Source organism: Variovorax sp. V213, assembly GCF_041154455.1.
Taxonomy (GTDB): domain Bacteria; phylum Pseudomonadota; class Gammaproteobacteria; order Burkholderiales; family Burkholderiaceae_C; genus Variovorax.
This window is the reverse complement of sequence record NZ_AP028664.1, coordinates 4,978,704-5,001,048: the sequence shown is the minus strand read 5'-3', so window position 1 is coordinate 5,001,048 and position 22,345 is coordinate 4,978,704. Positions and strand designations below refer to the sequence as shown.

The 22,345-nt window shown below is 66.7% G+C and carries 19 protein-coding genes; 18 read left to right on the top strand and 1 reads right to left on the bottom strand.

Translation table 11 applies throughout. The annotated features are described in order from the left end of the window. Window position 1: 1 nt before the first annotated feature. Window positions 2–775, bottom strand: coding sequence for a ferredoxin--NADP reductase (locus tag ACAM55_RS23575; RefSeq protein WP_369653842.1), 774 nt, complete (start codon window positions 773–775; stop codon window positions 2–4). A 323-nt stretch (window positions 776–1,098) separates the two neighbouring features. Between ACAM55_RS23575 and ACAM55_RS23570 the strand changes: the two genes are divergently transcribed. From ACAM55_RS23570 to ACAM55_RS23485, 18 genes are all read left to right on the top strand, one after another. Further along, window positions 1,099–2,715 carry a 6-hydroxynicotinate reductase gene (locus tag ACAM55_RS23570; protein ID WP_369653841.1) on the top strand — a complete coding sequence of 539 codons (1,617 nt, stop codon included), beginning with the start codon at window positions 1,099–1,101 and terminating at the stop codon, window positions 2,713–2,715. Between the two features lie 3 nt (window positions 2,716–2,718). After that, the gene (locus ACAM55_RS23565) at window positions 2,719–3,621 is read left to right on the top strand and encodes a UPF0280 family protein (RefSeq protein ID WP_369653840.1); all 903 of its coding nucleotides are present in this window, start codon (window positions 2,719–2,721) and stop codon (window positions 3,619–3,621) included. Window positions 3,622–3,642: 21 nt separating this feature from the next. Then, complete coding sequence (locus tag ACAM55_RS23560; protein ID WP_369653839.1) at window positions 3,643–4,284, top strand: amino acid synthesis family protein; 642 nt, start codon at window positions 3,643–3,645, stop codon at window positions 4,282–4,284. Window positions 4,285–4,321: 37 nt separating this feature from the next. Beyond that, window positions 4,322–4,906, top strand: a complete 585-nt coding sequence (locus tag ACAM55_RS23555) for an amino acid synthesis family protein (protein WP_369653838.1) — start codon at window positions 4,322–4,324, stop codon at window positions 4,904–4,906. Window positions 4,907–4,985: 79 nt separating this feature from the next. After that, window positions 4,986–6,191, top strand: a complete 1,206-nt coding sequence (locus ACAM55_RS23550) for an ABC transporter substrate-binding protein (RefSeq protein ID WP_369653837.1) — start codon at window positions 4,986–4,988, stop codon at window positions 6,189–6,191. A 30-nt stretch (window positions 6,192–6,221) separates the two neighbouring features. After that, window positions 6,222–8,144 (top strand): ABC transporter permease, encoded by a 1,923-nt coding sequence (locus ACAM55_RS23545; protein ID WP_369653836.1) that lies wholly within the window; start codon window positions 6,222–6,224, stop codon window positions 8,142–8,144. A gap of 149 nt (window positions 8,145–8,293) precedes the next feature. Then, window positions 8,294–9,097: an ABC transporter ATP-binding protein gene (locus ACAM55_RS23540; RefSeq protein ID WP_369653835.1), complete on the top strand. Its 804-nt coding sequence runs from the start codon at window positions 8,294–8,296 to the stop codon at window positions 9,095–9,097. After that, window positions 9,094–9,828 carry an ABC transporter ATP-binding protein gene (locus ACAM55_RS23535; protein WP_369653834.1) on the top strand — a complete coding sequence of 245 codons (735 nt, stop codon included), beginning with the start codon at window positions 9,094–9,096 and terminating at the stop codon, window positions 9,826–9,828. Before ACAM55_RS23540 ends, ACAM55_RS23535 begins: the two co-directional genes overlap by 4 nt. Before the next feature lie 51 nt (window positions 9,829–9,879). After that, window positions 9,880–10,602, top strand: coding sequence for a bifunctional nicotinamidase/pyrazinamidase (pncA, locus tag ACAM55_RS23530; RefSeq protein WP_369653833.1), 723 nt, complete (start codon window positions 9,880–9,882; stop codon window positions 10,600–10,602). A 70-nt stretch (window positions 10,603–10,672) separates the two neighbouring features. Then, window positions 10,673–11,833: an ABC transporter substrate-binding protein gene (locus ACAM55_RS23525; protein ID WP_369653832.1), complete on the top strand. Its 1,161-nt coding sequence runs from the start codon at window positions 10,673–10,675 to the stop codon at window positions 11,831–11,833. Then, a complete protein-coding gene (locus ACAM55_RS23520) occupies window positions 11,811–12,302 on the top strand; it encodes a (2Fe-2S)-binding protein (RefSeq protein ID WP_369653831.1) in 492 nt (163 codons plus the stop codon). Before ACAM55_RS23525 ends, ACAM55_RS23520 begins: the two co-directional genes overlap by 23 nt. Then, window positions 12,299–16,147 (top strand): molybdopterin cofactor-binding domain-containing protein, encoded by a 3,849-nt coding sequence (locus ACAM55_RS23515; protein ID WP_369653830.1) that lies wholly within the window; start codon window positions 12,299–12,301, stop codon window positions 16,145–16,147. The genes ACAM55_RS23520 and ACAM55_RS23515 overlap by 4 nt, the downstream gene beginning before the upstream one ends. An 84-nt stretch (window positions 16,148–16,231) precedes the next feature. Further along, entirely contained in the window at window positions 16,232–17,419 is a 1,188-nt protein-coding gene (locus tag ACAM55_RS23510) for a fumarylacetoacetate hydrolase family protein (RefSeq protein WP_369653829.1), read from the top strand. A gap of 164 nt (window positions 17,420–17,583) precedes the next feature. After that, on the top strand, window positions 17,584–18,639 hold the full coding sequence (tssA, locus tag ACAM55_RS23505; RefSeq protein ID WP_369653828.1) for a type VI secretion system protein TssA: 1,056 nt from the start codon (window positions 17,584–17,586) through the stop codon (window positions 18,637–18,639). A gap of 84 nt (window positions 18,640–18,723) precedes the next feature. Next, window positions 18,724–19,293: a type VI secretion system contractile sheath small subunit gene (gene tssB, locus ACAM55_RS23500; protein ID WP_354371196.1), complete on the top strand. Its 570-nt coding sequence runs from the start codon at window positions 18,724–18,726 to the stop codon at window positions 19,291–19,293. 18 nt (window positions 19,294–19,311) lie between these two features. After that, window positions 19,312–20,823, top strand: a complete 1,512-nt coding sequence (tssC, locus tag ACAM55_RS23495) for a type VI secretion system contractile sheath large subunit (RefSeq protein WP_055806808.1) — start codon at window positions 19,312–19,314, stop codon at window positions 20,821–20,823. A gap of 47 nt (window positions 20,824–20,870) precedes the next feature. After that, a complete protein-coding gene (locus ACAM55_RS23490; RefSeq protein ID WP_012745360.1) occupies window positions 20,871–21,353 on the top strand; it encodes a type VI secretion system tube protein Hcp in 483 nt (160 codons plus the stop codon). A 116-nt stretch (window positions 21,354–21,469) separates the two neighbouring features. Further along, window positions 21,470–22,336: a type VI secretion system accessory protein TagJ gene (locus ACAM55_RS23485; protein WP_369653827.1), complete on the top strand. Its 867-nt coding sequence runs from the start codon at window positions 21,470–21,472 to the stop codon at window positions 22,334–22,336. The last annotated feature ends 9 nt before the right edge of the window (window positions 22,337–22,345 follow it).

The following is a 22,345-nucleotide window of genomic DNA, read 5'->3' as shown; positions in this document are numbered from 1 at the left end:
GCTACTTTTCCGCGAAGGCGCGTTCGACCACGAAGTCACCTGGTGTCGAGGTGTTGCCTTCCTTGAAGCCGCGCCCCTCGAGGATGTGCTTCAGGTCCACCAGCAGGCCGGGGCTGCCGCACAGCATCACGCGGTCTTCCACCGGGTTGAGCGGGGGCAGGCCGAGGTCGTCGGTGAGCTTGTTGGTCGCGATCAGGTCGGTGATGCGGCCCTGGTTGCGGAACTCCTCGCGCGTGACCGTCGGGTAGTAGAGCAGCTGCTTGGCGACCATCTCGCCGAGGAATTCGTGCTTGGGCAGGTGGTCGGTCACGAGGTCGTGATAGGCCAGCTCGTCCACCTGGCGCACGCCGTGCACCAGGATGACCTGCTCGAACTTCTCGTAGGTGTCGGGGTCGCGGATGATGCTCATGAACGGTGCGAGGCCCGTGCCCGTGCCGAACAGGTACAGGCGCTTGCCCGGCAGGGTGTAGTCGATCAGCAGCGTGCCGGTAGGCTTGCGGCCCACGATGATGGTGTCGCCCACCTGGATGTGCTGCAGCTTCGAGGTGAGCGGGCCTTCTTCCACCTTGATGCTCAGGAACTCGAGATGCTCCTCGTAGTTCGGGCTCACGATGCTGTAGGCGCGCAACAGGGGCTTGTTGTTGACCTTCAGGCCGATCATCGTGAAATGACCGTTCGAGAAGCGCAGCGCCGGGTCGCGCGTGGTGGTGAAGGTGAACAGGCGGTCGGTCCAGTGGTGGACGCTCAGGACGCGTTCTTCGCTGAATGCACTCATACGGAACTCAAGAGTTGGTTGAAACAGTGGAAAGTGGCTGGGCCGAAATGCACGCCCCTGGGGCGGCAGCCTTCGGCCGGCTGCGAACCCTCCATTGTCGTTGGTCGGAAATACCCCCGGCGGATACCGCGAGAAAACACCATTGCAAGCATCGGGCCTGTTTGCTACATTGACCGCGAATGTAGTGAACGCAACATGAAAGTGTAGGGAATGCTACACAAACGGAAGGCGGCGCACAAGCGGGCAGACGGCACGTTTGTTGCAACCCTTCGCAGACCGAGATTCCCGACGCCCCCCGCACCACACGCCCACGAGACCGCCCGATGACAGAACACACCAAGACAGACGGACTGCCCGGCATGGACATGCCGCTGGTTGCCGACGCCGGCGGCGGCGCCTTCGGCAAGGCGCCGCCGCGCAACGAGCGCATGAGCACTGCCAAGGTCGAGTGCAACGCCTGTCCGGTGCTGTGCCAGATCTCCGACGGCCGCACCGGCGCCTGCGACCGCTATGCCAACAGGGAGGGCGTGCTGGTGCGCGTCGACCCCGTGGTCCTGCTGCGCCGCGAGATCGCGACCGAGGCCCCCGTGCTGGTGCCCTTCGACCGGCCCGCCGCCGAAAAAGCCGAAGCCGGCGCGCCCGACTGGAGCGGCGACCTGCTGCATGCCGACGAAGTCTTCGTGACTGGCGTGGGCTCGTCCACCACCTACCCCGACTACAAGCCGGCCCCATTCATCGTCGCCTCGAAAGCCCAGGGCGTCGACATGGTCACCGTCGTCACCGAAGGCATCTTCAGCTACTGCAGCTTCAAGGTGAAGATCGACACCGACCGTTTCCTCGGCTCCGAGCAGGCCAACGTGCGCTACCGCGGCGAAGTGGTCGGCCACGTCACCACGGCCGAGTACGGCTCGCAGATGCTCTCGCTCGGCGGCGTGCACCACCTCACCGGCGGCAGCAAGAAGGAAGGCCGCATGACGGCCGAGCTGATGCAGCTGCTGGGCAACAAGAAGGCGGTGGAGTGCACCATCGACGGCGGCTCCACCCTCGTCATCCAGGCTGGCAAGGCGCCCATCGTCAACGGCGTGGAAGAGCAGCGCATGCGCGTGGGCTGCGGCTCGGCGGCGGTGGGCATCTTTGCGCGCCAGTTCGCAGGCGTGGCCGACGAGGTGGTGGTGGTCGACGACCACATCACCGGCGTGCTCACCGAACACCAGGCCGGGCGCTGCCTCGACATGGCGCCTTCGGGCATCCAGATGCTGGGGCGCAAGTCCACGCCGGGGCGCTACTTCCAGGTGGCGAACCCGGGCAACGGCTGGGGCGGCACCGACATCGCCGATCCGCTCTCGATCATCGAGGGCTGGGAAGAAGGCGTGGCGCGCCCGGGCCTGCGCCTCCTGATGACGTCGACCACCGGCGAGCACGCGCAGTGGTATGTGCTGGACGACGCATTGAAGCCCGTCGAGCAGCCCATGCCCGCCGACGTGCGCCGCATCGTCGAGCGCATCGGCGAGAACTGCGAACCGTCGCTGTGCACCGTGCTGTTCCTCGGTGGTGCGGGCGGGTCCTTGCGCGCCGGCGTGACCGAAAACCCCGTGCTGCTGACGCGTGCCATCAAGCGCGCGCTCGTCAACGTGACCTGCGGCGGCGCGCCGGCCTATGTGTGGCCAGGCGGCGGCATCACCGTGATGGCCGATGTCATGCGCATGCCCGACAACAGCTTTGGCACCGTGCCCACGCCGGCCATCGTGGCGCCCATCGAGTTCAGCATGCGGCGCGATGACTACGAGGCGCTCGGCGGCCACATGGAGCACATCTTCTCGCTCGAGCAGGCGCTTGCGCGCGGCGCGTGGCAGGAAGACGGCGCTCCCTTGGCGCGCCAGTGGGTCGTCATGGACGACGCCAATCCGTGGCCGCTCGGCCAACCACCCATGCTGGGTTGAACCATGACCGCCCAACGCGCCGCGCTCGACAAGAACCGCTGGCACTTCAACCACGGCCCGATCGACATCGTGGCCGAGGCGCATGGCGACCCCTACGCCGTTGCTGCCGCGCACGACGCGGCGTGGGCGCGCTTCGGCCATGTGCTGAATGAGCTGGTGCGCGAGTTGCCGCTGCTGCGCCTGGCTGCGAGCGACAACATGCGCCCGCGCGGCGTGGTCGGCAGGCGCATGTGGGATGCCTGCGCCGCGTTCTCGCCGATGTTCATCACACCCATGGCGGCCGTGGCCGGTTCGGTGGCGCAGGAGCTGATCGCGTTCTACGACCGCCCCGGCATCGAGCGGGCCTGGATCAACAACGGCGGCGACATTGCGCTGCACCTCGCGCCGGGGCAGTCGGCACGCGTGGGCGTCTATGCCGACCTGGCGCGCTTCGACTGGCGGGGCACCGGCATTCTCACGACCGACGGCCAGTTCGAAATCAGGGCCGAGCAGCCGGTGCGCGGCGTCGCCACCAGCGGCTGGCGCGGCCGCAGTTTCTCGCTGGGCATTGCCGACAGCGTGACCGTGCTCGCCGCCACCGCGGCCGAGGCCGATGCCGCCGCCACCGTGATCGCCAATGCGGTGGATGTGGACGATGCCGCCATCCAGCGGCGCCCGGCCAGCGAGTGCAAGGACGACAGCGACCTGGGCGACCTCCTGGTCACGGTCGACGTGCCGCGGCTGGCGTCTTCGCAGGTGAAAAGCGCGCTGGATACGGGCGCCGTTTGCGCCAAGGTCCTGCAGAAAGGCGGGCTCGTCTGGGCTGTCCTGCTCGTTTGCCAGGGTCAGTGGCGACTTGTTGAACCCTTATGCTCGAAGGCGCTGTCAAAATCGCCGTCCGGTGCAGTTGGTTCAGTATTTGCTTAACGAAAAGCAAGGTTCTTTTTCATGATCGATATACGCCGCGTCTTCACCCATGTCGAGCACATCCACCACGAGTTCGGGCCGCGCGCCAGGACCCCGTTGGTGCGCGGTGCCATCGGCGCGGTGCTGACCAATCCGTTTGCGGGCCGCTACGAACCCGACATCCTGCCGATGATGGCGCTGCTCGACCCCGTGGGCGTCGACATGGCGCACAAGCTGCATGCCGCCATGGACGTGCCGCTCGAGCAGATCGCCACCTACGGCAAGGGCGCCATCGTCGGCGCCGCCGGCGAACTCGAGCACGGCGCGCTCTGGCATGTGCCCGGCGGGTACGCCATGCGCGAGCTGCTCGGCTGGAAGGGCGACCGCGCGGCCTACACCGCGGGCAAGGCCGAGGAAAAAACCGGCCAGCCCGGCAATGCGCTGTCCATCGTGCCCTCGACCAAGAAGGTCGGGCCGCCCGGCGCCGCGCTCGACGTGCCGCTCACCAACATCAACGCCAGCTACGTGCGCGGCCAGTTCGACGCCATCGAGGTGCGGGTGCCCGGCGCGCCCGCGGCCGACGAGATCGTGTTCATCCTGGCCATGAGCACCGGCTATCGCATCCATGACCGCGTGGGCGGTCTTCGCGCCGAAAACATCAGCAAGTGGGACGGCCTGCGCTGAGCCGCCGCACAGAGACAAAAGAAGGAACATCCAAGCCATGACTGCCAACATCCGAAAGCTCGTGATCCAGGTCGACGAGACCCGCAAGGAAATGGGCCAGGCCATCGATCCGCCCACGCGCCGCGCCGTCGCCATCGCGGTGATCGAGAACCCCTACGCGGGCCGCTTCAGCGAGAACCTCGACGAGCTGATCGCCATCGGCGAAGAGCTCGGCGCATTGCTGGGCCAGAAGGCCGTGAAGGCGCTCGGCATCGAGCCCGGCCAGGCGCAAAGCTACGGCAAGGCCGCCATCGTCGGCGAGAGCGGCGAGCTCGAGCATGCCGCAGCCATCCTGCACCCCAAGCTCGGCGCGCCGTTGCGCGTGGCGGTTGAAAAGGGCGCGGCACTCGTGCCCTCGGCCAAGAAGCGCGGCACGCTGGGCACGGCCATCGACGTGCCGCTCGGCCACAAGGATGCGGCTTTCGTTCGCAGCCATTTCGACGCCATCGAGGCGCGCGTGTCCGACGCGCCGCGCGCCAACGAGATCGTGGTGGCCGTGGCCGTCACCGACAGCGGCCGTCCGCTGCCCCGCGTCGGCGGGCTGCAGGCCAGCGAAATCAAGGGTGAAGACGGGCTGCGCTGAATCCGTCCACCCTTCACGCGCATCCACGTCCAGGCGATTTCTTTTTTCTCTTTCTGTTTCGATCCCAAGGAGTTTCACCATGAACCCATTGCGTCACGTCTTCAGCGCCGCGGCAGTTGCCACGCTGGCCACGGCCCTCGTTCCTGCCCATGCCCAAGGCGTGATCAAGATCGGCGAGGTCAACAGCTACAAGGCCCAGCCCGCCTTCCTCGAGCCCTACAAGAAAGGCATGGAGCTGGCCGTGGAAGAGATCAACGCCAAGGGCGGGGTCAACGGCCGCAAGGTCGAGCTCATCACGCGCGACGACAACGCCAACCCCGGCGATGCGGTGCGCGTGGCCGAGGAGCTGGTCGCGCGCGAGAAGATCGACGTACTCACCGGCACCTTCCTGTCGAACACCGGACTGGCCGTGGCCGACTTCGCCAAGCAGAAAAAGATCTTCTTCCTGGCCGGCGAACCGCTGACCGACAAGATGACCTGGCAGGGCGGCAACGAATACACCTTCCGCCTGCGCCCCGGCACCTACATGCAGGCCGCGATGCTGGTGCCCGAAGCGGCCAAGCTCAAGAAGAAGCGCTGGGCTGTCGTGTACCCCAACTACGAATACGGCCAGTCGGCCGTGGCCGCGTTCAAGAACCTGCTGAAGGCCGCGCAGCCCGATGTCGAGTTCGTCGCCGAACAGGCGCCGCCGCTCGGCAAGGTCGATGCGGGTGCCGTGGTGCAGGCGCTGGCCGATGCCAAGCCTGACGCGATCTTCAACGTGCTGTTCGGCGCCGACCTTTCCAAGTTCGTGCGCGAAGGCAACACCCGCGGCCTCTTCAAGGACCGCACGGTGGTGAGCGTGCTGACCGGCGAGCCCGAGTACCTCGACCCGCTCAAGGACGAAACGCCCAACGGCTGGATCGTGACCGGCTATCCCTGGTACGGCATCCAGACGCCCGAGCACAAGGCCTTCTTCCTCGCGTACCACGCCAAGTACAAGGACTACCCGCGCCTGGGCTCGGTGGTCGGCTACAGCATGATCAAGTCGGTGGCGGCCGGCATCGACAAGGCCAAGAGCACCGAGACGCCGAAGCTCGTCGCAGCGTTCAAGGGCCTGCAGGTCGACACGCCGTTCGGCAAGATCAGCTATCGCGCGGAAGACCACCAGTCGACCATGGGCGCCTTCGTCGGCAAGACGAAGAACGACAACGGCAAGGGCGTGATGGTCGACTACACGTATTTCGACGGCGCCAAGTTCCAGCCGAGCGCCGCGGACGTGAAGAAATCGCGCGCCGCAGACTGATCTTTTCTTCTCCCTGGAACGCTTGCACCCATGAGCCTCTCGTCCCTGCTGCTTCAGTTCCTCACCGGGCTGTCGTCGGCTTCGTCGCTGTTCCTCGTGGGGGCCGGCCTTTCGTTGATCTTCGGCGTCACGCGCATCGTCAACTTTGCGCATGGCTCCTTCTTCATGGTGGGCATCTACCTCGCCTACACGCTGGTGGAGAAACTCGGCACGCTCGGCTTCTGGCCGGCCGTGCTGATCGCCGCCCTCGCGGTGGGTGTGATCGGCGCGCTGATCGAGATGGTGCTGCTGCGGCGCATCTACAAGTCGCCCGAGCTGTTCCAGCTGCTGGCCACTTTTGCACTGGTGCTCGTCATCAAGGACGCGGTGCTGTATTTCTGGGGGCCGGACGAATTGCTCGGCCCACGCGCGCCGGGCCTGTCGGGCTCGGTCGACATCCTGGGCCGGCAGTTTCCGACCTATGACCTGTTCCTGATCGTCGTCGGACCGGTGGTACTGGGCCTCATGTGGCTGCTGCTCACGCGCACCCGCTGGGGCACGCTGGTGCGCGCCGCCACGCAAGACCGCGAGATGGTCAGCGCGCTGGGCGTGAACCAGGCCTGGCTCTTTACCGCGGTGTTCGCGCTCGGCGCCACGCTCGCGGCACTCGGCGGCGCGCTGCAGCTGCCGCGCGAGCCGGCCACGCTCGCAATGGACCTCAACACCATCGGCGCGGCTTTCGTGGTGGTGGTGGTGGGCGGCATGGGCTCGATTCCCGGCGCCTATGTGGCGGCGCTGCTGCTCTCCGAAATCAAGGCGGTCTGCATCTGGCTCGGCGTGGTCGAGATCTTCGGCTACAGCGTGTCGTTCTCCAAGCTCACGCTGGTGGTCGACTTCATCGTGATGGCCATCGTGCTGGTGTGGCGCCCCTGGGGCCTGCTGGGCCGTCCGCAGGCGCCGAGCCGCTACGTGGGCATGCAGGAAGAGCCGCTGCGGCGCGCGAGCAGGGGCTACCTGTGGCTCGTCGCCGCGCTCGGCCTCGCGCTCATGGCCATGCCGCTGCTCACGGCCGATTCGCCCTACACCACGGTGCTGATGATCGACCTGCTGATTGCGGCGCTCTTCGCGGCCAGCCTGCACTTCATCATGGGACCGGCGGGCATGCATTCGTTCGGCCATGCGGCGTACTTCGGCCTCGGTGCCTACGGCGCCGCTCTGCTGGTGCGCGCGAGCGGCATGCCGATGGAGCTCGCCCTCGTCGTCGCGCCGCTGGTGGCCGCCATCGGCGCTTTCGTCTACGGCTGGTTCGCGGTGCGCCTTTCGGGCGTGTATCTTGCGATGCTCACGCTCGCTTTTGCGCAGATCACCTGGGCCGTGGTCTACCAGTGGGATTCGTTCACCGGCGGCAGCAACGGGCTCACCGGCGTCTGGCCTTCGGAGTGGCTGTCGGACAAGCGCACCTACTACTGGCTCACGCTGGTGCTCGTGGCGGCCGGCATTTTGATGCTGCGCCGCGTGCTGTTCTCGCCGTTCGGCTATGCGCTGCGTGCGGGCCGCGATTCGGTGCTGCGCGCCGATGCGATCGGCATCGACGTCAAGCGCATGCAATGGACCGCTTTTGTCATCGCGGGGGCCGCGGCTGGACTGGCGGGGTCGCTCTATGCTTTTTCCAAGGGCAGCATTTCGCCTGAGAGCCTGAGTGTGGACAAGTCGGTCGATGGGCTGGTGATGGTGCTGCTTGGCGGTATCCAGACGCTGGCGGGGCCGGTGGTGGGGGCTGTCACTTTCAGCTGGCTGCATGACACGGTGGCGCGCAATACGGATTACTGGCGGGCTACGCTGGGAGCGATCATCTTGCTGCTGGTGCTGCTTTTTCCGCAGGGGATTGCTGGGTTCGCGAAGCAGCTCACCGAGCGTGTGATGCGGGGGCGTCGTCGGGAAGTGGATGTTGCTTTGAAGGAGAAACGGACGTGAGGGGCGGTTGTCTTTCAGCGTTCCGGGGTCTTCTTTTTTCCCCGGGCCGGGATATCCCCCGGGCCTCGGGAGGCAAACCATCGGCACTGATCGAAAGGCCGCCGGCCCTCACCCCAACCCTCTCCCAGAGAGAGAGGGAGTAAATCCAAATGACCCTTCTCAAAGTAGACAACCTCGGCAAATCGTTCGGCGGCGTCAAGGCCGTGGACGGCATCAGCTTCGAGCTGAAAGCAGGCGAGCTGCTGGCCCTCATCGGCCCGAATGGCGCCGGCAAGTCCACCACCTTCAACATGGTCAATGGCCAGCTCAAGGCCGACCAGGGTTCGATCGTGTTCGACGGCCATGAACTGGTGGGCCAGAAGCCGCGCGCCATCTGGCGCCTGGGCGTGGGCCGCACTTTCCAGATCGCCGAAACCTTTGCATCGCTCACCGTCGCCGAGAACGTGCAGATGGCCATGCTCTCGCACGACGGCAAGTTGTTCTCGATGTGGCGCCGCGCGGCGGACCACAAGCGCGACGAGGCGCTGGCGCTGCTCGACCAGGTCGGCATGAAGGCCCAGGCCGACCGGCCCTGCAGCGAGCTTGCCTATGGCGACGTCAAGCGCGTGGAGCTCGCGATCGCGATGGCCAATGCGCCCAAGTTGCTGCTGATGGACGAGCCCACCGCGGGCATGGCGCCGAAGGAGCGCAATTCGCTGATGGCGCTCACCAAGGAACTGGTGGTCCAGCGCGGTCTCGCGGTGCTGTTCACCGAGCACAGCATGGACGTGGTGTTCGCGTATGCCGACCGCATGATCGTGCTGGCCCGCGGCCGCCTCATTGCGCAGGGAAAGCCGCTCGAGATCCGCGACCACCCGAAGGTACAGGAGGTGTACTTCGGCAGTGGCAAGACCTTCGAGAAGATTGCGGAGAAGGCCGCCGCTGTGAATGCGGCAGTGGGAGCAGCTGTATGAGCACGCACGAAACATTGTTGAAGGCGAACTCGCTGTGCGCCTGGTATGGCGCCGCACAGATCCTGTACGACGTGGATCTTGAAGTGCGCCGTGGCGAGGTCGTCGCGCTCATGGGGCGCAATGGCGCCGGCAAGTCGACCACGCTCAAGACGCTGATCGGCATGCTCGCCAAGCGCAAGGGCAACGTCAGCTTCCTCGGCCACGACATCTCGAAGAGCGAACCTCATCACGCGGCGAAGCTCGGCCTCGGCTTCGTGCCCGAAGACCGCCGGGTGTTCACCGATCTCACGGTGATGGAGAACCTCGAGGTCGGCAAGCAGCCGCCGCGCCGCTGGGCCGACGGCGCCGAGGCGCCGCTGTGGACGCCTGAGCGCCTGTTCAAGCTCTTTCCCAATTTGGGTGAAATGCCCAACCGCCCGGGCGGCCGCATGAGCGGCGGCGAGCAGCAGATGCTCACCGTGGCGCGCACGCTCATGGGCAACCCGTACCTGGTGCTGCTCGACGAGCCTTCGGAAGGCGTGGCGCCCGTCATCGTCGAGCAGATGGCCAACATGATCCTGGAGCTCAAGGCGCAGGGCGTGAGCATCCTGCTGTCGGAACAGAACATGCATTTCGCCGAGTTGGTGTCCGATCGCGCCTATGTGCTCGAGAAGGGCCAGATCCGCTACCACGCCACCATGGCAGAGCTCGCGGCCAACGAAGAGGTGCGCCGCGCCTACCTGAGCGTCTAGCCCGCGGAGACCTTCGTTCCTTTTTCATCGTCAACCACCGGAGCACACACCATGCACGACTCGCACCGCAGATCCCTTCTGAAGTCCACGGCCGCTTTGAGCTTGCTCGGTGCGACCGGAACCCTGTTCGCGGCTTCGAAGCTCAAGCCCAACGGCAAGTCCGCGCTGATCGTCATCGACGTGCAGAACTGCTTCGTCGACGGCGGCACGCTGCCCGTCAAGGGCGGCGCGGAGGTGGTGCCGGTGATCAACAAGCTGGCCGATTCGTTCGAGAACATCGTGGTCACGCAAGACTGGCACACGCAAGGCCATGCATCGTTCGCCAGCGCGCATGCCGGCCAGAAGCCGTTCAGCAGCATCAAGCTCTCGTACGGCAACCAGGTGCTCTGGCCCGACCACTGCGTCCAGGGCACCGACGACGCGGCCCTGCACAAGGACCTGAAGCTGCCGACCGCGCAGGTCATCATCCGCAAGGGCTTCCACAAGGGCGTCGACAGTTACTCCGCCTTCGAGGAGGCCGACCGCAAGACTGCTACCGGCCTGGGCGGCTACCTCAAGCAGCGCGGCATCAAGACGGTCTACGTGGCCGGGCTGGCCACCGACTTCTGCGTGGCCTGGACCGCGCTCGATGCGCGCAAGGCCGGCTTCGAGGTCTACGTGATCGAAGACGCCACGCGCGCCATCGATCTCAACGGCTCGCTCGCCGCCGCATGGAAGCAGATGACGGCCAAGGGTGTCAAGCGCATCCAGTCCTCCGATATCCAGACGGCCTGAGCACCTTCTCCGCCACCGCATTTACCATCCCGCACCACCACAACAACGACAGCAAAGAGCTTGACGACGCATGACGATTTCGATTTCAAGGCGCGCCCTGGTGGCGGGCGGCGCAGCCCTGGCAATGGGCCCTGGTCTTCTACGTTCGGCGCGCGCCGATAACGGCGTCACCGACAGCCTCATCCGCATCGGCCAGTCGGCCGTGTTCAGCGGTCCGGCCAAGGACTTCGGCGTCGACTACCGCGCGGGCATCAAGCTCTATTTCGACCGGACCAACAAATCGGGCGGCATCAACGGCCGCAAGATCGAGCTCGTTTCGTACGACGATGCTTACGACCCCGCGAAGACGGCCCTCAACACGGCCAAGCTGATCGACGAGGACAAGGTCTTTGCGCTCGCGGGCTTCGTAGCCACCGGCAACCTCGCGGCCGCGATGCCGCTGGCCGAGAAGGCGGGCGTTCCAATGTTCGCGCCGCTGGTGGGCACCAGCTCGTTTCGCGCCAAGGTCAACCGCCTGCTGTTTCACGTACGCGCCGGCTACGACCTCGAACTGCGCAAGATCATCAGCCATCTCTCGACCATCAGCCTCTCGTCGATTGCGGTGGTCTACCAGGACAGCGCCTTCGGCAAGTCGAACCTCGCCACCTGCGAGAAGCTCGCTGCCGAATACAAAGTGCAGGTCGTGAAGACGCTGCCGCTTGCCATCGCCGCCGAAGACGCCAAGCAGGTCGTCGCCGGACTGGCCGAAGCCAAGCCCGGCGCGGTCGTGATGATCATGGCGGGGCGCATGGTCGAGGTCTTCATGCGCGACTACCGTGCGAACGGCGGGGCGGCGCCGCTCTACACGCTGTCGGTCGGCATCACCGATGCGACGGGTTCCGCCAAGCGCCTCGAGGGCAAGCTCGCGGGGCTGGTCACGGCCAGCATCGTGCCGCCGCCGGAAGCACTGCGCGTGCCCATCGTGGCCGACTACCAGCGCGACCGCGCCGAGTTTGGCGAGAAGATCGACGGCTACACGGCGCTCGAAGGCTACATCGCCTCGCGCGTGATGGTCGAAGGCCTGCGCCGCGGGGGCAAGACGCTCACGCGCGACAGCTTCATCGCAGGGCTCGAAAGCATCGGCAACACGCGCTTCGGCGATTTCCCGGTCGAGTACAGCGCGAAGAACCACAACGGCTCGACCTTCGTGGACCTGGAGATGTACACCCGTGACGGACAGCTGCGGCGCTGAGCCGCTGCAATTGCAGGTCAACGGGCAGGCCCGTTCGCTTCCGGGCGTGCCGCGAGAGGCCACGCTGCTGCACTTGCTGCGCAACGACCTCGGCCTGAACGGGCCCAAGTACGGTTGCGGCCTGGGCCAGTGTGGCGCCTGCACGGTGCACGTCGATGGCGTGGCGGCCCGTGCCTGCGTGATTCCCGCGCACGGCGTGGCGGGCCGTGCCGTCACCACCCTGGAGGGTCTTGGCACGCGCGGCCACTGGCATCCGGTACAGGCAGCTTTTGAAGACGCGCAGGCCGCGCAGTGCGGCTATTGCCTCAACGGCATGGTGATGCAGGCCGCGGCGCTGCTCGCGCGCGACCCGCATGCGAGCGAGGCGCGCATCCGCAGCGAGCTGTCGGGCAACCTGTGCCGCTGCGGAACGCATATTGAAATTCTGGCTGCGGTGCAGCGGGCTGCGGTACGCATGCAAGAGCCATGACGCGGCGCGCCGATCTTCCGCAGACCCGAGCGGAGTTTCTCTCGGCCAACGGCGTGCTGCTCGTCGTGCGCGAGACGCCGCCCGCACCGCCACCCGCCAAGGGCCAGCCTACGGCTGTCGCGGGCAATCCCATCGAGGGTGACGAAATCCTGCTTGCGGTGTGGGACGACGGCAGCGCCTCGGCGCTCAACGGCCACGTCGACCTGGGCACCGGCATCCAGACCGCACTCGCGCAGATCGTGGCCGAAGAGCTCGACCTCGGCATGCCCTGCGTGCGCATGATGCTCGGCGACACCGCGCGCGCGCCCAACCAGGGCGCGACGATCGCAAGCGCCTCCATCCAGATCCATTCGCAGCCACTGCGCCTGGCCGCCGCGCAGGCGCGTGCGTGGCTGCTCGCGCGCGCGGCCGAGCGGCTCGGCACGCCGGTGGAAGCGCTGCAGGTGCGCAACGGCGTGGTGCGCGTGGCCGATGAGCCCGATCGCCGCGTCAACTACGCCGAGCTGATCGCAGGGCAGCGCACCGTGCTGCGGCTCGACCGCGCTGCCGAGCCCAAGCACCCGGCCGACTACCGCATCGTCGGCACGCGCCAGTCGCGCGTGGACATTCCTGCCAAGCTCGCGGGCGAGGGCGTATTCGTGCACGACATGCGCGTGCCCGGCATGCTGCACGGCCGCGTGGTGCGACCGCCGTATGCCGGTGCGGACCATGGCGAGTTCATCGGCAACACGCTCGAGTCGGTGGACGAATCGTCGATTGCGCACATTCCCGGCATTCGCGCGGTGGTCGTGATCCGCGACTTTGTCGGCATCGTGGCCGAGCGCGAAGAGCACGCCGAGCAGGCGCTGCGCCAACTGCGCGTCACATGGAAAAGTTGGCCCGGCATGCCGGACCTTTCCGACCTGGCGCAGGCCCTGCGCGACAATCCCTCGACGCAGCGCCTGCTGGTCGATGAAGGCGATGTCGACGGTGCGATTGCCGCGGCCGCGCAGCCGATGCATCGCACCTACGTGTGGCCCTACCAGATGCACGCGTCCATCGGACCTTCGTGCGCGCTGGCCGAATGGCAGCCGCAGGAGGGCGGCGGCGTCGGTTCCGCCGCCGGGCCGCTCCCAAGGCGGAACGCGCCCCCTTCGGGAGGCAGCGACCCACACGCAGTGGGGGAGCGTGGGGGCATTGTCTTGCGCTGCTGGGCCGGCTCGCAGAATCCCCACGTGCTGCGCGCCGATCTTGCGAAGCTCATGGGCGTGGACGACGTGCAGGTCGACGTCATCCGCATGGAAGCCGCGGGCTGCTACGGCCGCAACGGCGCCGACGACGTCGCGGCCGATGCGGCGCTGCTCGCGCGCGCCGTGGGCGCGCCGGTGCGGGTGCAACTCACGCGCGAGCAGGAGCATGCCTGGGAGCCCAAGGGTGCCGCACAGCTCATGGAAGTGGACGGCGGCCTCATGGCCGATGGCCGCATCGCGGCCTACGACTTCGAGACCTCGTACCCATCGAACGGCGCGCCCACGCTCGCGCTGCTGCTCACCCGCACCATCGAACCGGTGGCGCAGGCCTTCGAGATGGGCGACCGCACGGCGCGACCGCCCTACAGCGTCGACAACCTGCGCGTGAAGGTCAACGACATGGCGCCGATCGTGCGCGCCTCGTGGCTGCGCGGCGTGTCGGCGTTGCCGAGTTCGTTCGCGCACGAGTCGTACATCGACGAGCTGGCCACCGCGGCCGGTGTCGATCCGGTGCAGTTCCGCCTGCGCCACCTGAACGATCCGCGCGCCGTCGAACTGGTGCAGGCCACCGCGCAGAAGGCCGGCTGGCGCATGCGCACCGGCCCAGAGGAGAATGCCGACGGCGGGCTGGGCGAGGGCGGCGACATCCTCTTCGGCCAGGGCTTCGCGTACGCGCGCTACATCCACAGCAAGTGGCCCGGCTTCGGCGCCGCGTGGGCCGCATGGGTGGCCGACGTCGAGGTCAACCGCAAGACCGGCGAAGTGCACGTGCGCCGCGTGGTGGTGGGACACGACGCGGGGCTGATGATCAACCCCGCGGGCGTCGAGCACCAGGTGCACGGCAACGTGATCCAGACCACCAGCCGCGCGCTCATGGAAGAGGTGCAGTTCGCGCCGCAGCAGGGCGCTGCAGCGGCTGGTGCACAGCTGCCCGGCGTGCTGCCGTCCGGCGTGGTTGCGAGCCGGGAGTGGGGCAGCTACCCGATCGTCAACTTCCGCGACGTGCCGGTGGTCGAGATCATGCACATGCCTCGGCCCGGGGAACCCTCGCTGGGCGCGGGCGAGTCGTCGTCGGTGCCGGGAACTGCGGCGATTGCGAATGCGATCTTCGATGCGACGGGGGTGCGGTTCCGCGCGCCGCCGTTCACGCCGGAAAAGGTGCTGGCTGCGTTGAATCCGTTGACTTCGGACTTGCCCCCTCTCCCTGTGGGAGAGGGTTGGGGTGAGGGAGGGCGGCCTGCGAACAGTGACGCTGTCGTACCGTCATCCCAACCTTCTCCCAGAGGGAGAAGGAGCCATTCAGCCTGGCCCCAGCGCAAGGGCCTCTGGGCCACCGGCGCCGCGCTGTTCATCGGCGGCATCGGCCTCATCGCCGGCCTGCTCGGCTGGCGCTCTTCCATCGCCCCCGTTTCGCTCAGCGCCCCGGTCTACAGCGAAGCGACCATCGAACGCGGCCGCGTGCTTGCCGCGCTCGGCGACTGCGCCGTGTGCCACACCGCACCGGGCGGTGCGCCCAACGCGGGCGGCCGCGCGATGGAGACGCCCTTCGGCACGCTCTACACCACCAACCTCACGCCCGATGCCGACACGGGACTGGGCCGCTGGTCGTTCAGCGCGTTCCAGCGCGCGATGCGCGAGGGTGTCTCGCGCGACGGCCATCACCTGTACCCGGCGTTTCCGTACACGGCCTTCGCCAAGACCAGCGACGACGACCTGCAGGCGCTCTACGCCTACTTCATGTCCATGCCCGCGGTGCGCGCCGAGACGCCGAAGGCCGAGCTGGAGTTTCCGTTCAGCATGCGGCCGTTGATGGCCGGCTGGAACGCGCTCTTCCACGATCCGGCGCCGCTGCAGCCTGTGGCCACGCAAAGCGCGGAATGGAACCGCGGCGCCTATCTGGTCAACGGCCTCGGGCATTGCGGCGCGTGCCATACGCCGCGCAACGCGCTCGGCGCGGAGCAGGGCGGCAGCGCCTTCCTCTCGGGCGCCATGGTCGAGGGCTGGGAAGCACCGGCGCTCACCGGTCTTTCGAAATCGGCCGTGCCATGGGACGCCGACGAGCTGTACCGCTACCTGCGCCAAGGCCATACGCAGCGCCACGGCATGGCGGGCGGTCCCATGGCGGAGGTGGTGCGCGAACTCGCGCAGGTGCCCGATGCCGATGTGCGCGCCATGGCCACGTACCTCGCCTCTTTCAACCCCGCTCCGGCGGCCGAGCCGCAGGCCTTGGCGCAACAAGCGATCGACAAGGCCGCACGCACGCAGGGCCGGTTGCTCGGCCCCGCGCAGCGCATGTTCGACAGCGCCTGCGCCTCGTGCCATCACGACGGGGACGGCCCCACGCTGCTCGGCGTGAACACGCCGCTCGCGCTCAACAGCAACCTCACGAGCGCGCGGCCCGACAACCTGCTGCGCACCATTCTCGATGGCGTGCGCGAGCCCGCGAGCCAGGGCATCGGCTTCATGCCGGCCTTCCGCGAGGCGCTCGACGACCGGCAGATCGCGGAACTCGCGGGCTACATGCGCGCACGTTTCGCGCCGCAGGAGCCGCCGTGGAAGAACCTGCCGGCCGAAGTGGCGCGCGTGCGTACGGCTCGCGGCCACGGCGCCAAGTAGCGCCAGTCTCCGGTCGCCCAGCGGCCAGGGAGACATTCATTCAGAATGTCCGTTCCCTGAACCACAAGTGCCTCCGGAGACAACATGCCCCTGAACCTTTCCACCGCCACCAGCCTTCCCCGCGACGCCGAGCGCGCCACACTCGTCGGCCGCATCTGGCAGCCCGGCGTGGGCCCCGTTCTCGTGGCGGTGCATGAGGGCGGCTTGCACGATCTCTCCAAGCTGGCGCCGACCATGAGCGACTTGCTCGAGCGCGCCGAGTCTCCTTCGGCCAGCGTGCGCGACGCAGTGAACGCGGGCAAGGCCCCGCGCATCGCCGAGCTGGCTGCCGTGCTCGCCAACAGCGACGCGACCGCGCGCGACGAAGCGAAGCCCTGGCTGCTCGCGCCCTGCGACCTGCAGGCCATCAAGGCCAGCGGCGTGACCTTTGTCGAAAGCCTGCTCGAGCGTGTGATCGAAGAGCAGGCGCGCGGCGATGCGTCGCGCGCAGAGGCCACGCGCGCGGCGCTCAGCGGCGTGCTCGGCGACAACCTTGCGGGCATCGTGCCCGGCTCGGCCGAAGCCGCGAAGGTCAAGGAGGTCTTGATCGGGCAGGGCGCATGGTCGCAGTACCTCGAAGTCGGCATCGGGCCCGACGCCGAAATCTTCACCAAGGCGCCGGTTCTCTCCGCCGTGGGCACCGGCGCCGACGTGGGCATTCATGCCGCATCGGTGTGGAACAACCCCGAGCCCGAGGTCGTGCTCGCGGTCAACAGCCGCGGCGAGACACTCGGCGCGGCGCTCGGCAACGACGTCAACCTGCGCGACTTCGAAGGCCGCAGCGCATTGCTGCTCGGCAAGGCCAAGGACAACAACGCCTCCTGTGCCATCGGTCCGTTCATCCGCTTGTTCGATGCGCATTTCGGCATCGACGATGTGCGCCGCATCACGGTGGCGCTCGAAGTCACGGGGCCCGAAGGCTTCACGCTCGAGGGCTCGAGCTCGCTCGCAAAGATCAGCCGCGATCCGCTCGACCTGGTCTCGCAAGCCATCGGCGCGCACCATGACTATCCCGACGGCTTCATGTTGTTCCTCGGCACGATGTTCGCGCCGACACAAGACCGTCATGGTCCTGGGCAAGGATTCACCCACGTCGTCGGCGACCGCGTGCGCATCGCGGCACCGGAACTCGGCGCGCTCGTGAACCGCGTGGTCCATTCGGATCAAGCGCCACGGTGGACTTTTGGACTCAGCGCGCTCATGCGCAATCTTGGTGGGCGCGGATTGCTGTAACCGTTCTTTCTACGCTTTAAAAGGAGTTGTACTCCTTAGTGATTCATAGGCAGCACGTAGCAGTGTGTTGCTGTTGACCGCGCTTCGCGTTCCCCTCAAGATAACCATTGTTGACGGTTATTAATAAAAGGGAGATGGGGTTGTCGCCGAGCGAGATAGAACTATTGCAGTCGCCTGTTGAAGGCCCGCTAGCGTGCGGCGAAGACCTCGAATACGACCCCGACTTCATGGCGCTGCAGCAGGCTGCGACAGGAAAGCGGGAGCAGCAGTTCGGCTCCACCATCATCCCGGCCGAGCCACCTGACTGGGCCCGTGTCGAGCGCATTGCAAAGCAGCTGTGCCAACGCACGCTCGACGTGCGCGTGCTGGTTCTGCTGACGCTGGCATGGACCGAGAGCCGCGGCCTGCCTGGCTATGTCGATGGCTTGCGCGTGGTCGACGGCATCCTGCAAAAGTATTGGGACGACGTGCATCCGCGCGTTGTCGATGGCGATTTCGAAGACCCGCTGCCGCGCATGAATGCGCTGGCTGCATTGGCCGAAGCCGAGGGACTCGGACGCAGCGTGCGCGACGCACGCCTGCTCGAGGATGCCGGCGCGTCGATGAGCCTGCGGCAAGTCGAGGCACTGCTCGATTCGAGCAAGGCCGACCAGATCGATTACCCGGGCGGCATCGGCCGACTGCGGGAAGCGGCGCGCCGCGCGCAGGAAAAAGCGGCAGCGCCGGTGATGGCATTGCATGCGGCGCTGGAGTTGCTGCAGCGGATTCGCGAGACCTCGGAGCGCGCGCTGGGGCAAAGCTGGGCGCCTGACTTCTCGCGCCTCGAACGTTCGCTTCGCACCGTGGTCCAGCTGCTGCCCGAGCAGGCGCAGCCGGCGCCGGCCGAAGCATCGCAGGCCGAGGGCGGCAACAAGCCGGCGCAAGCGGCCGCATCGGGACAAGGTATCGCGGACTCCCCGAACGGCGCGTCGGGCCAGCGGGTAGCAAGCATTAAAGATATTGAAATATCGAATCGTGATGATGTGCAGGTGTTGCTGGAAAAGGCGTGCCAATACATGGAGCGCACCGAGCCCAGCCACCCGGCACCGATGCTCATCCGAAGAGCGCAAAGACTGCTGGACCTCAACTTCTTCCAGATCATCGAAGAACTCGTACCCGAGGGCTTGCAGAAGATAGAAAGCCTGGCGGGACGTTCGCTCGGCAGCGGCACGGCCGAGTAGCGAGGCAGGCGCCAGCGCGAGAGCACAAGGACAGACAGTCAGGGCAGGTCCGACCCACACGCACAGAGATTCAAGAGGAAGCTTATGGCAGACAACCGTGTCAGAAACAGTGGTCAGAAGTTCATCGCGCGCAACCGGGCGCCGCGCGTGCAGATCGAGTACGACGTCGAGATCTACGGCAGCGAACGAAAGATCCAGCTGCCCTTCGTGATGGGCGTGATCGCCGATCTCGCGGGCAAGCAGGTCGACCCGATGCCCGACCTCGCCGATCGCGATTTCATGGCCGTGGACATCGACAACTTCGACGACCGCATGAAGTCGATCAAGCCGCGCGTGGCCTTCCAGGTGCCCAACACCCTCACGGGCGAGGGGCAGATGAATGTCGACATCACCTTCGACAGCATGGACGACTTCTCGCCCGCGCGCATTGCACGCCAGGTGGGCGCGCTGCAGCACTTGCTCGAAGCCCGCACCGAGCTTTCGAACCTGCTGTCCTACATGGACGGCAAGAACGGCGCCGAGCAGCTGATTGCCCAGGCGCTGCAGAACCCGGAGCTGCTCAAGTCGCTCGCGTCCGCACCCAATCCCGCCGTGGCCAAGGCGGTGGAAGCGGCGAACGAAAAGTCGGGCGCTCCCGGCACCTCTTCCGAGTAAGCCGACAGGACCTCCACCATGAGCACCGCATCCAAACAGACAGCAGCGCGCGCGCAGACCGCCACCATCGAGGCGCTCGAGCCCAACGAGTTCTCCGACCTGCTGCAGCGAGAGTTCAAGCCCAAGACCGACCAGGCCCGCGAGGCGGTGCAGAGCGCCGTCAAGACGCTGGCGGTACAGGCGCTCGAAAGCACCGTCACCATCTCGAACGACGCCTACCGCACCGTGCAGGCGATCATCACCGAGATCGACCGCAAGCTCTCCGAGCAGATCAACCAGATCCTGCATCACGAGGACTTTCAGCAGCTCGAAGGCGCATGGCGCGGCCTGCACTACCTGGTCAACAACACCGAGACCGACGAGCAGCTCAAGATCCGCGTGATGTGCGCCTCCAAGCGCGAAGTGGCGCGCTCGCTGAAGCGCCACAAGGGCATCGGCTGGGACCAGAGCCCGCTGTTCAAGAAGATCTACGAGCACGAGTACGGCCAGTTCGGCGGCGAGCCCTTCGGCGCGCTGATCGGCGACTTCCACTTCGACCACAGCCCGCCCGATGTGGAGATGCTCGGCGAGATGGCGAAGATCGCCGCGGCCGCGCATTGCCCCTTCATTGCCGGCGCGTCGCCCACCGTGATGCAGATGGACTCGTGGCAGGAACTGTCGAACCCGCGCGACCTGACCAAGATCTTCCAGAACACCGAGCACACCGCATGGCGTTCGCTGCGCGAGTCGGAAGATGCGCGCTACATCGGCCTGGCCATGCCGCGCTTCCTGGCACGCCTGCCGTACGGCGCGCGCACCAATCCGGTCGACGAGTTCGAGTTCGAGGAAGAAACCGACTCGGCCCTGCACAACCGCTACACCTGGGCCAACTCGGCCTACGCCATGGGCGTGAACATCAACCGCTCGTTCAAGCAGTACGGATGGTGCACTTCCATTCGCGGCGTGGAGTCGGGCGGTGCGGTCGAGAACCTGCCCACGCACACCTTCCCGACCGACGACGGCGGCGTGGACATGAAGTGCCCGACCGAGATCGCCATCAGCGATCGCCGCGAAGCCGAGCTGGCCAAGAACGGCTTCATGCCGCTGGTGCACCGCAAGAACTCCGACTTCGCGGCCTTCATCGGCGCGCAGTCGCTGCAGCAGCCGGCCGAGTACTACGACGCCGACGCCACGGCCAACGCCAACCTGGCGGCGCGCCTGCCGTACCTGTTTGCATGCTGCCGCTTCGCGCACTACCTGAAGTGCATCGTGCGCGACAAGATCGGTTCGTTCCGCGAGCGCGAGGACATGGAGCGCTGGCTCAACGACTGGATCATGAATTACGTGGACGGCAGCCCGGGCACGTCGTCCCAGGACACGAAGGCAATGAAGCCGCTGGCGGCGGCGGAGGTCCAGGTGGAAGCCATCGAGGACAACCCGGGCTATTACGCCGCCAAGTTTTTTCTCCGGCCGCACTATCAGCTCGAAGGGCTGACGGTGTCGTTGCGGCTGGTTTCGAAGCTGCCATCCAACAAGAAGGACAGCAGCTAGTTCAACGGTGTCCCGCAATCGGGCATATATAACTTTGGGGGTTAATCATGGCAGTAGACATGTTCATGCGCGTCGAGGGCGCAAACGGCGAATCCAAGGACTCGAACCACAAGGACTGGACGGATATCAAGTCGTTTGCATGGGGAGCGACGCAGCCTGGAAACATGGTCAGCGGCGGTGGCGGCGGTGTGGGCAAGGCGAGCTTCAACGACCTGCAGGTTCTTGCGCGCATCGACAAGGCGGCGCCGTCCGTGATGAAGAACTGCGCCAGCGGCAAGCACCTGAGCAAGGTGGAGGTGTCGGTGTGCAAGGCGGGGGGCTCGCAGATCGAATACACGCGCGTCACGCTGGAAGAAGTGCTGGTGACCTCGGTGCAGTACTCGGCCGAGCAGGGCGGCGATGCGGTGCTGGTGCAGTTCGCGTTCCAGGCCGCCAAGGTGAAGCAGCAGTACTGGGAGCAGACGGACAAGGGCGGCAAGGGTGCCGAGACCGTGCTGGCCTGGAACATCAAGGAAAACCGGGAAGCCTGATTCCCGCGAGTCCCGGCCGGACCCGCGCGCGCCGCTCTTGCGGCGTGCCGCGGGCCGGTCACCCGCAGATAGTCACCGGCGGCTTCGGGCCGTGCGCGAGTCAATGAGGAAGTTTCATGGGCGATGGGTTTGCAGTGCTGGGCGAGCGCTCCGTGGCCGAGCACACCGAATGGGTACAGCGGCAGATTCGCGCGAGTCCCCAGAACGCCAGCCTGCGGCTAGCCCTCTGCCACTTTCTTGCGCTCCGGGGCGAGTGGCAGCGGGCTGAAGACCAGCTCAAGCTGGCCGCGAGGATCGATCCTTCTTTCGCTCCTGCCAGCGCCACCTGCGCGATGGCGCTGGCAGCCGAGCGTCACCGAACCGAATTCTGGAGTGGCGGCCGTGCGCCGGCCATCATTGCCGGCGAGGCCGACTGGGTCGCGGGGCTGATGGCCGCCGCGGCGCTGCCGTTCGAGCGCGCCACGGAAGCGGCCGACCTGCGCGAGGCCGCGCGGCAGGCCGCGCCCGCATTGCAAGGCACCCTGAGCTGCGTCGACCGTTCGGATTCGCGCACTCTGCAGGCCATCGATGGCGAGCCAGTGGAAAGCAGCGAGTTCGCCTGGCTTTGCGACGGCGACGTGCGCATCGGCGCCGTGCTCGAACTCCTCACGCCTTCGGGCTATGCGTGGCTGCCGCTGCCGGCGGTGCGGCGCCTCAAGTTTTCCCGTCCGCAGCATCTGGTCGACCTGCTCTGGGCGCCGGCCGAGATCGAGCTGCATGACGGCCGCGGACTCAATGGCCTGGTGCCGGTGCGCTACCCCGGCGCGCTCGACGCGCTCGACGATGAAACGGCGCTGGGCCGCCGCACCGACTGGCAGCCGCTGGCCGGTGAAGAGCAGTACGCCGGCGTCGGCCAGCGCACGTTGATCAGCGAAGCCGGCGACCATTCGCTGCTCGATATCCGGCTCGTGGAGTTCGCTCCTGCAGAGAGTGCCGCGCAGTGAGTTCCGTTT

Coding starts and splice junctions, on each gene's coding strand:
- ACAM55_RS23575 (WP_369653842.1), bottom strand. CDS start 775: ATGAGTGCATTCAGCGAAGAACGCGTCCTGAGCGTCCACCACTGGACC.
- tssC (WP_055806808.1), top strand. CDS start 19,312: ATGAGCACCGCATCCAAACAGACAGCAGCGCGCGCGCAGACCGCCACC.
- ACAM55_RS23540 (WP_369653835.1), top strand. CDS start 8,294: ATGACCCTTCTCAAAGTAGACAACCTCGGCAAATCGTTCGGCGGCGTC.
- ACAM55_RS23555 (WP_369653838.1), top strand. CDS start 4,322: ATGACTGCCAACATCCGAAAGCTCGTGATCCAGGTCGACGAGACCCGC.
- ACAM55_RS23545 (WP_369653836.1), top strand. CDS start 6,222: ATGAGCCTCTCGTCCCTGCTGCTTCAGTTCCTCACCGGGCTGTCGTCG.
- ACAM55_RS23560 (WP_369653839.1), top strand. CDS start 3,643: ATGATCGATATACGCCGCGTCTTCACCCATGTCGAGCACATCCACCAC.
- ACAM55_RS23490 (WP_012745360.1), top strand. CDS start 20,871: ATGGCAGTAGACATGTTCATGCGCGTCGAGGGCGCAAACGGCGAATCC.
- ACAM55_RS23525 (WP_369653832.1), top strand. CDS start 10,673: ATGACGATTTCGATTTCAAGGCGCGCCCTGGTGGCGGGCGGCGCAGCC.
- ACAM55_RS23510 (WP_369653829.1), top strand. CDS start 16,232: ATGCCCCTGAACCTTTCCACCGCCACCAGCCTTCCCCGCGACGCCGAG.
- ACAM55_RS23535 (WP_369653834.1), top strand. CDS start 9,094: ATGAGCACGCACGAAACATTGTTGAAGGCGAACTCGCTGTGCGCCTGG.
- ACAM55_RS23550 (WP_369653837.1), top strand. CDS start 4,986: ATGAACCCATTGCGTCACGTCTTCAGCGCCGCGGCAGTTGCCACGCTG.
- ACAM55_RS23565 (WP_369653840.1), top strand. CDS start 2,719: ATGACCGCCCAACGCGCCGCGCTCGACAAGAACCGCTGGCACTTCAAC.
- ACAM55_RS23515 (WP_369653830.1), top strand. CDS start 12,299: ATGACGCGGCGCGCCGATCTTCCGCAGACCCGAGCGGAGTTTCTCTCG.
- ACAM55_RS23485 (WP_369653827.1), top strand. CDS start 21,470: ATGGGCGATGGGTTTGCAGTGCTGGGCGAGCGCTCCGTGGCCGAGCAC.
- ACAM55_RS23570 (WP_369653841.1), top strand. CDS start 1,099: ATGACAGAACACACCAAGACAGACGGACTGCCCGGCATGGACATGCCG.
- pncA (WP_369653833.1), top strand. CDS start 9,880: ATGCACGACTCGCACCGCAGATCCCTTCTGAAGTCCACGGCCGCTTTG.
- tssB (WP_354371196.1), top strand. CDS start 18,724: ATGGCAGACAACCGTGTCAGAAACAGTGGTCAGAAGTTCATCGCGCGC.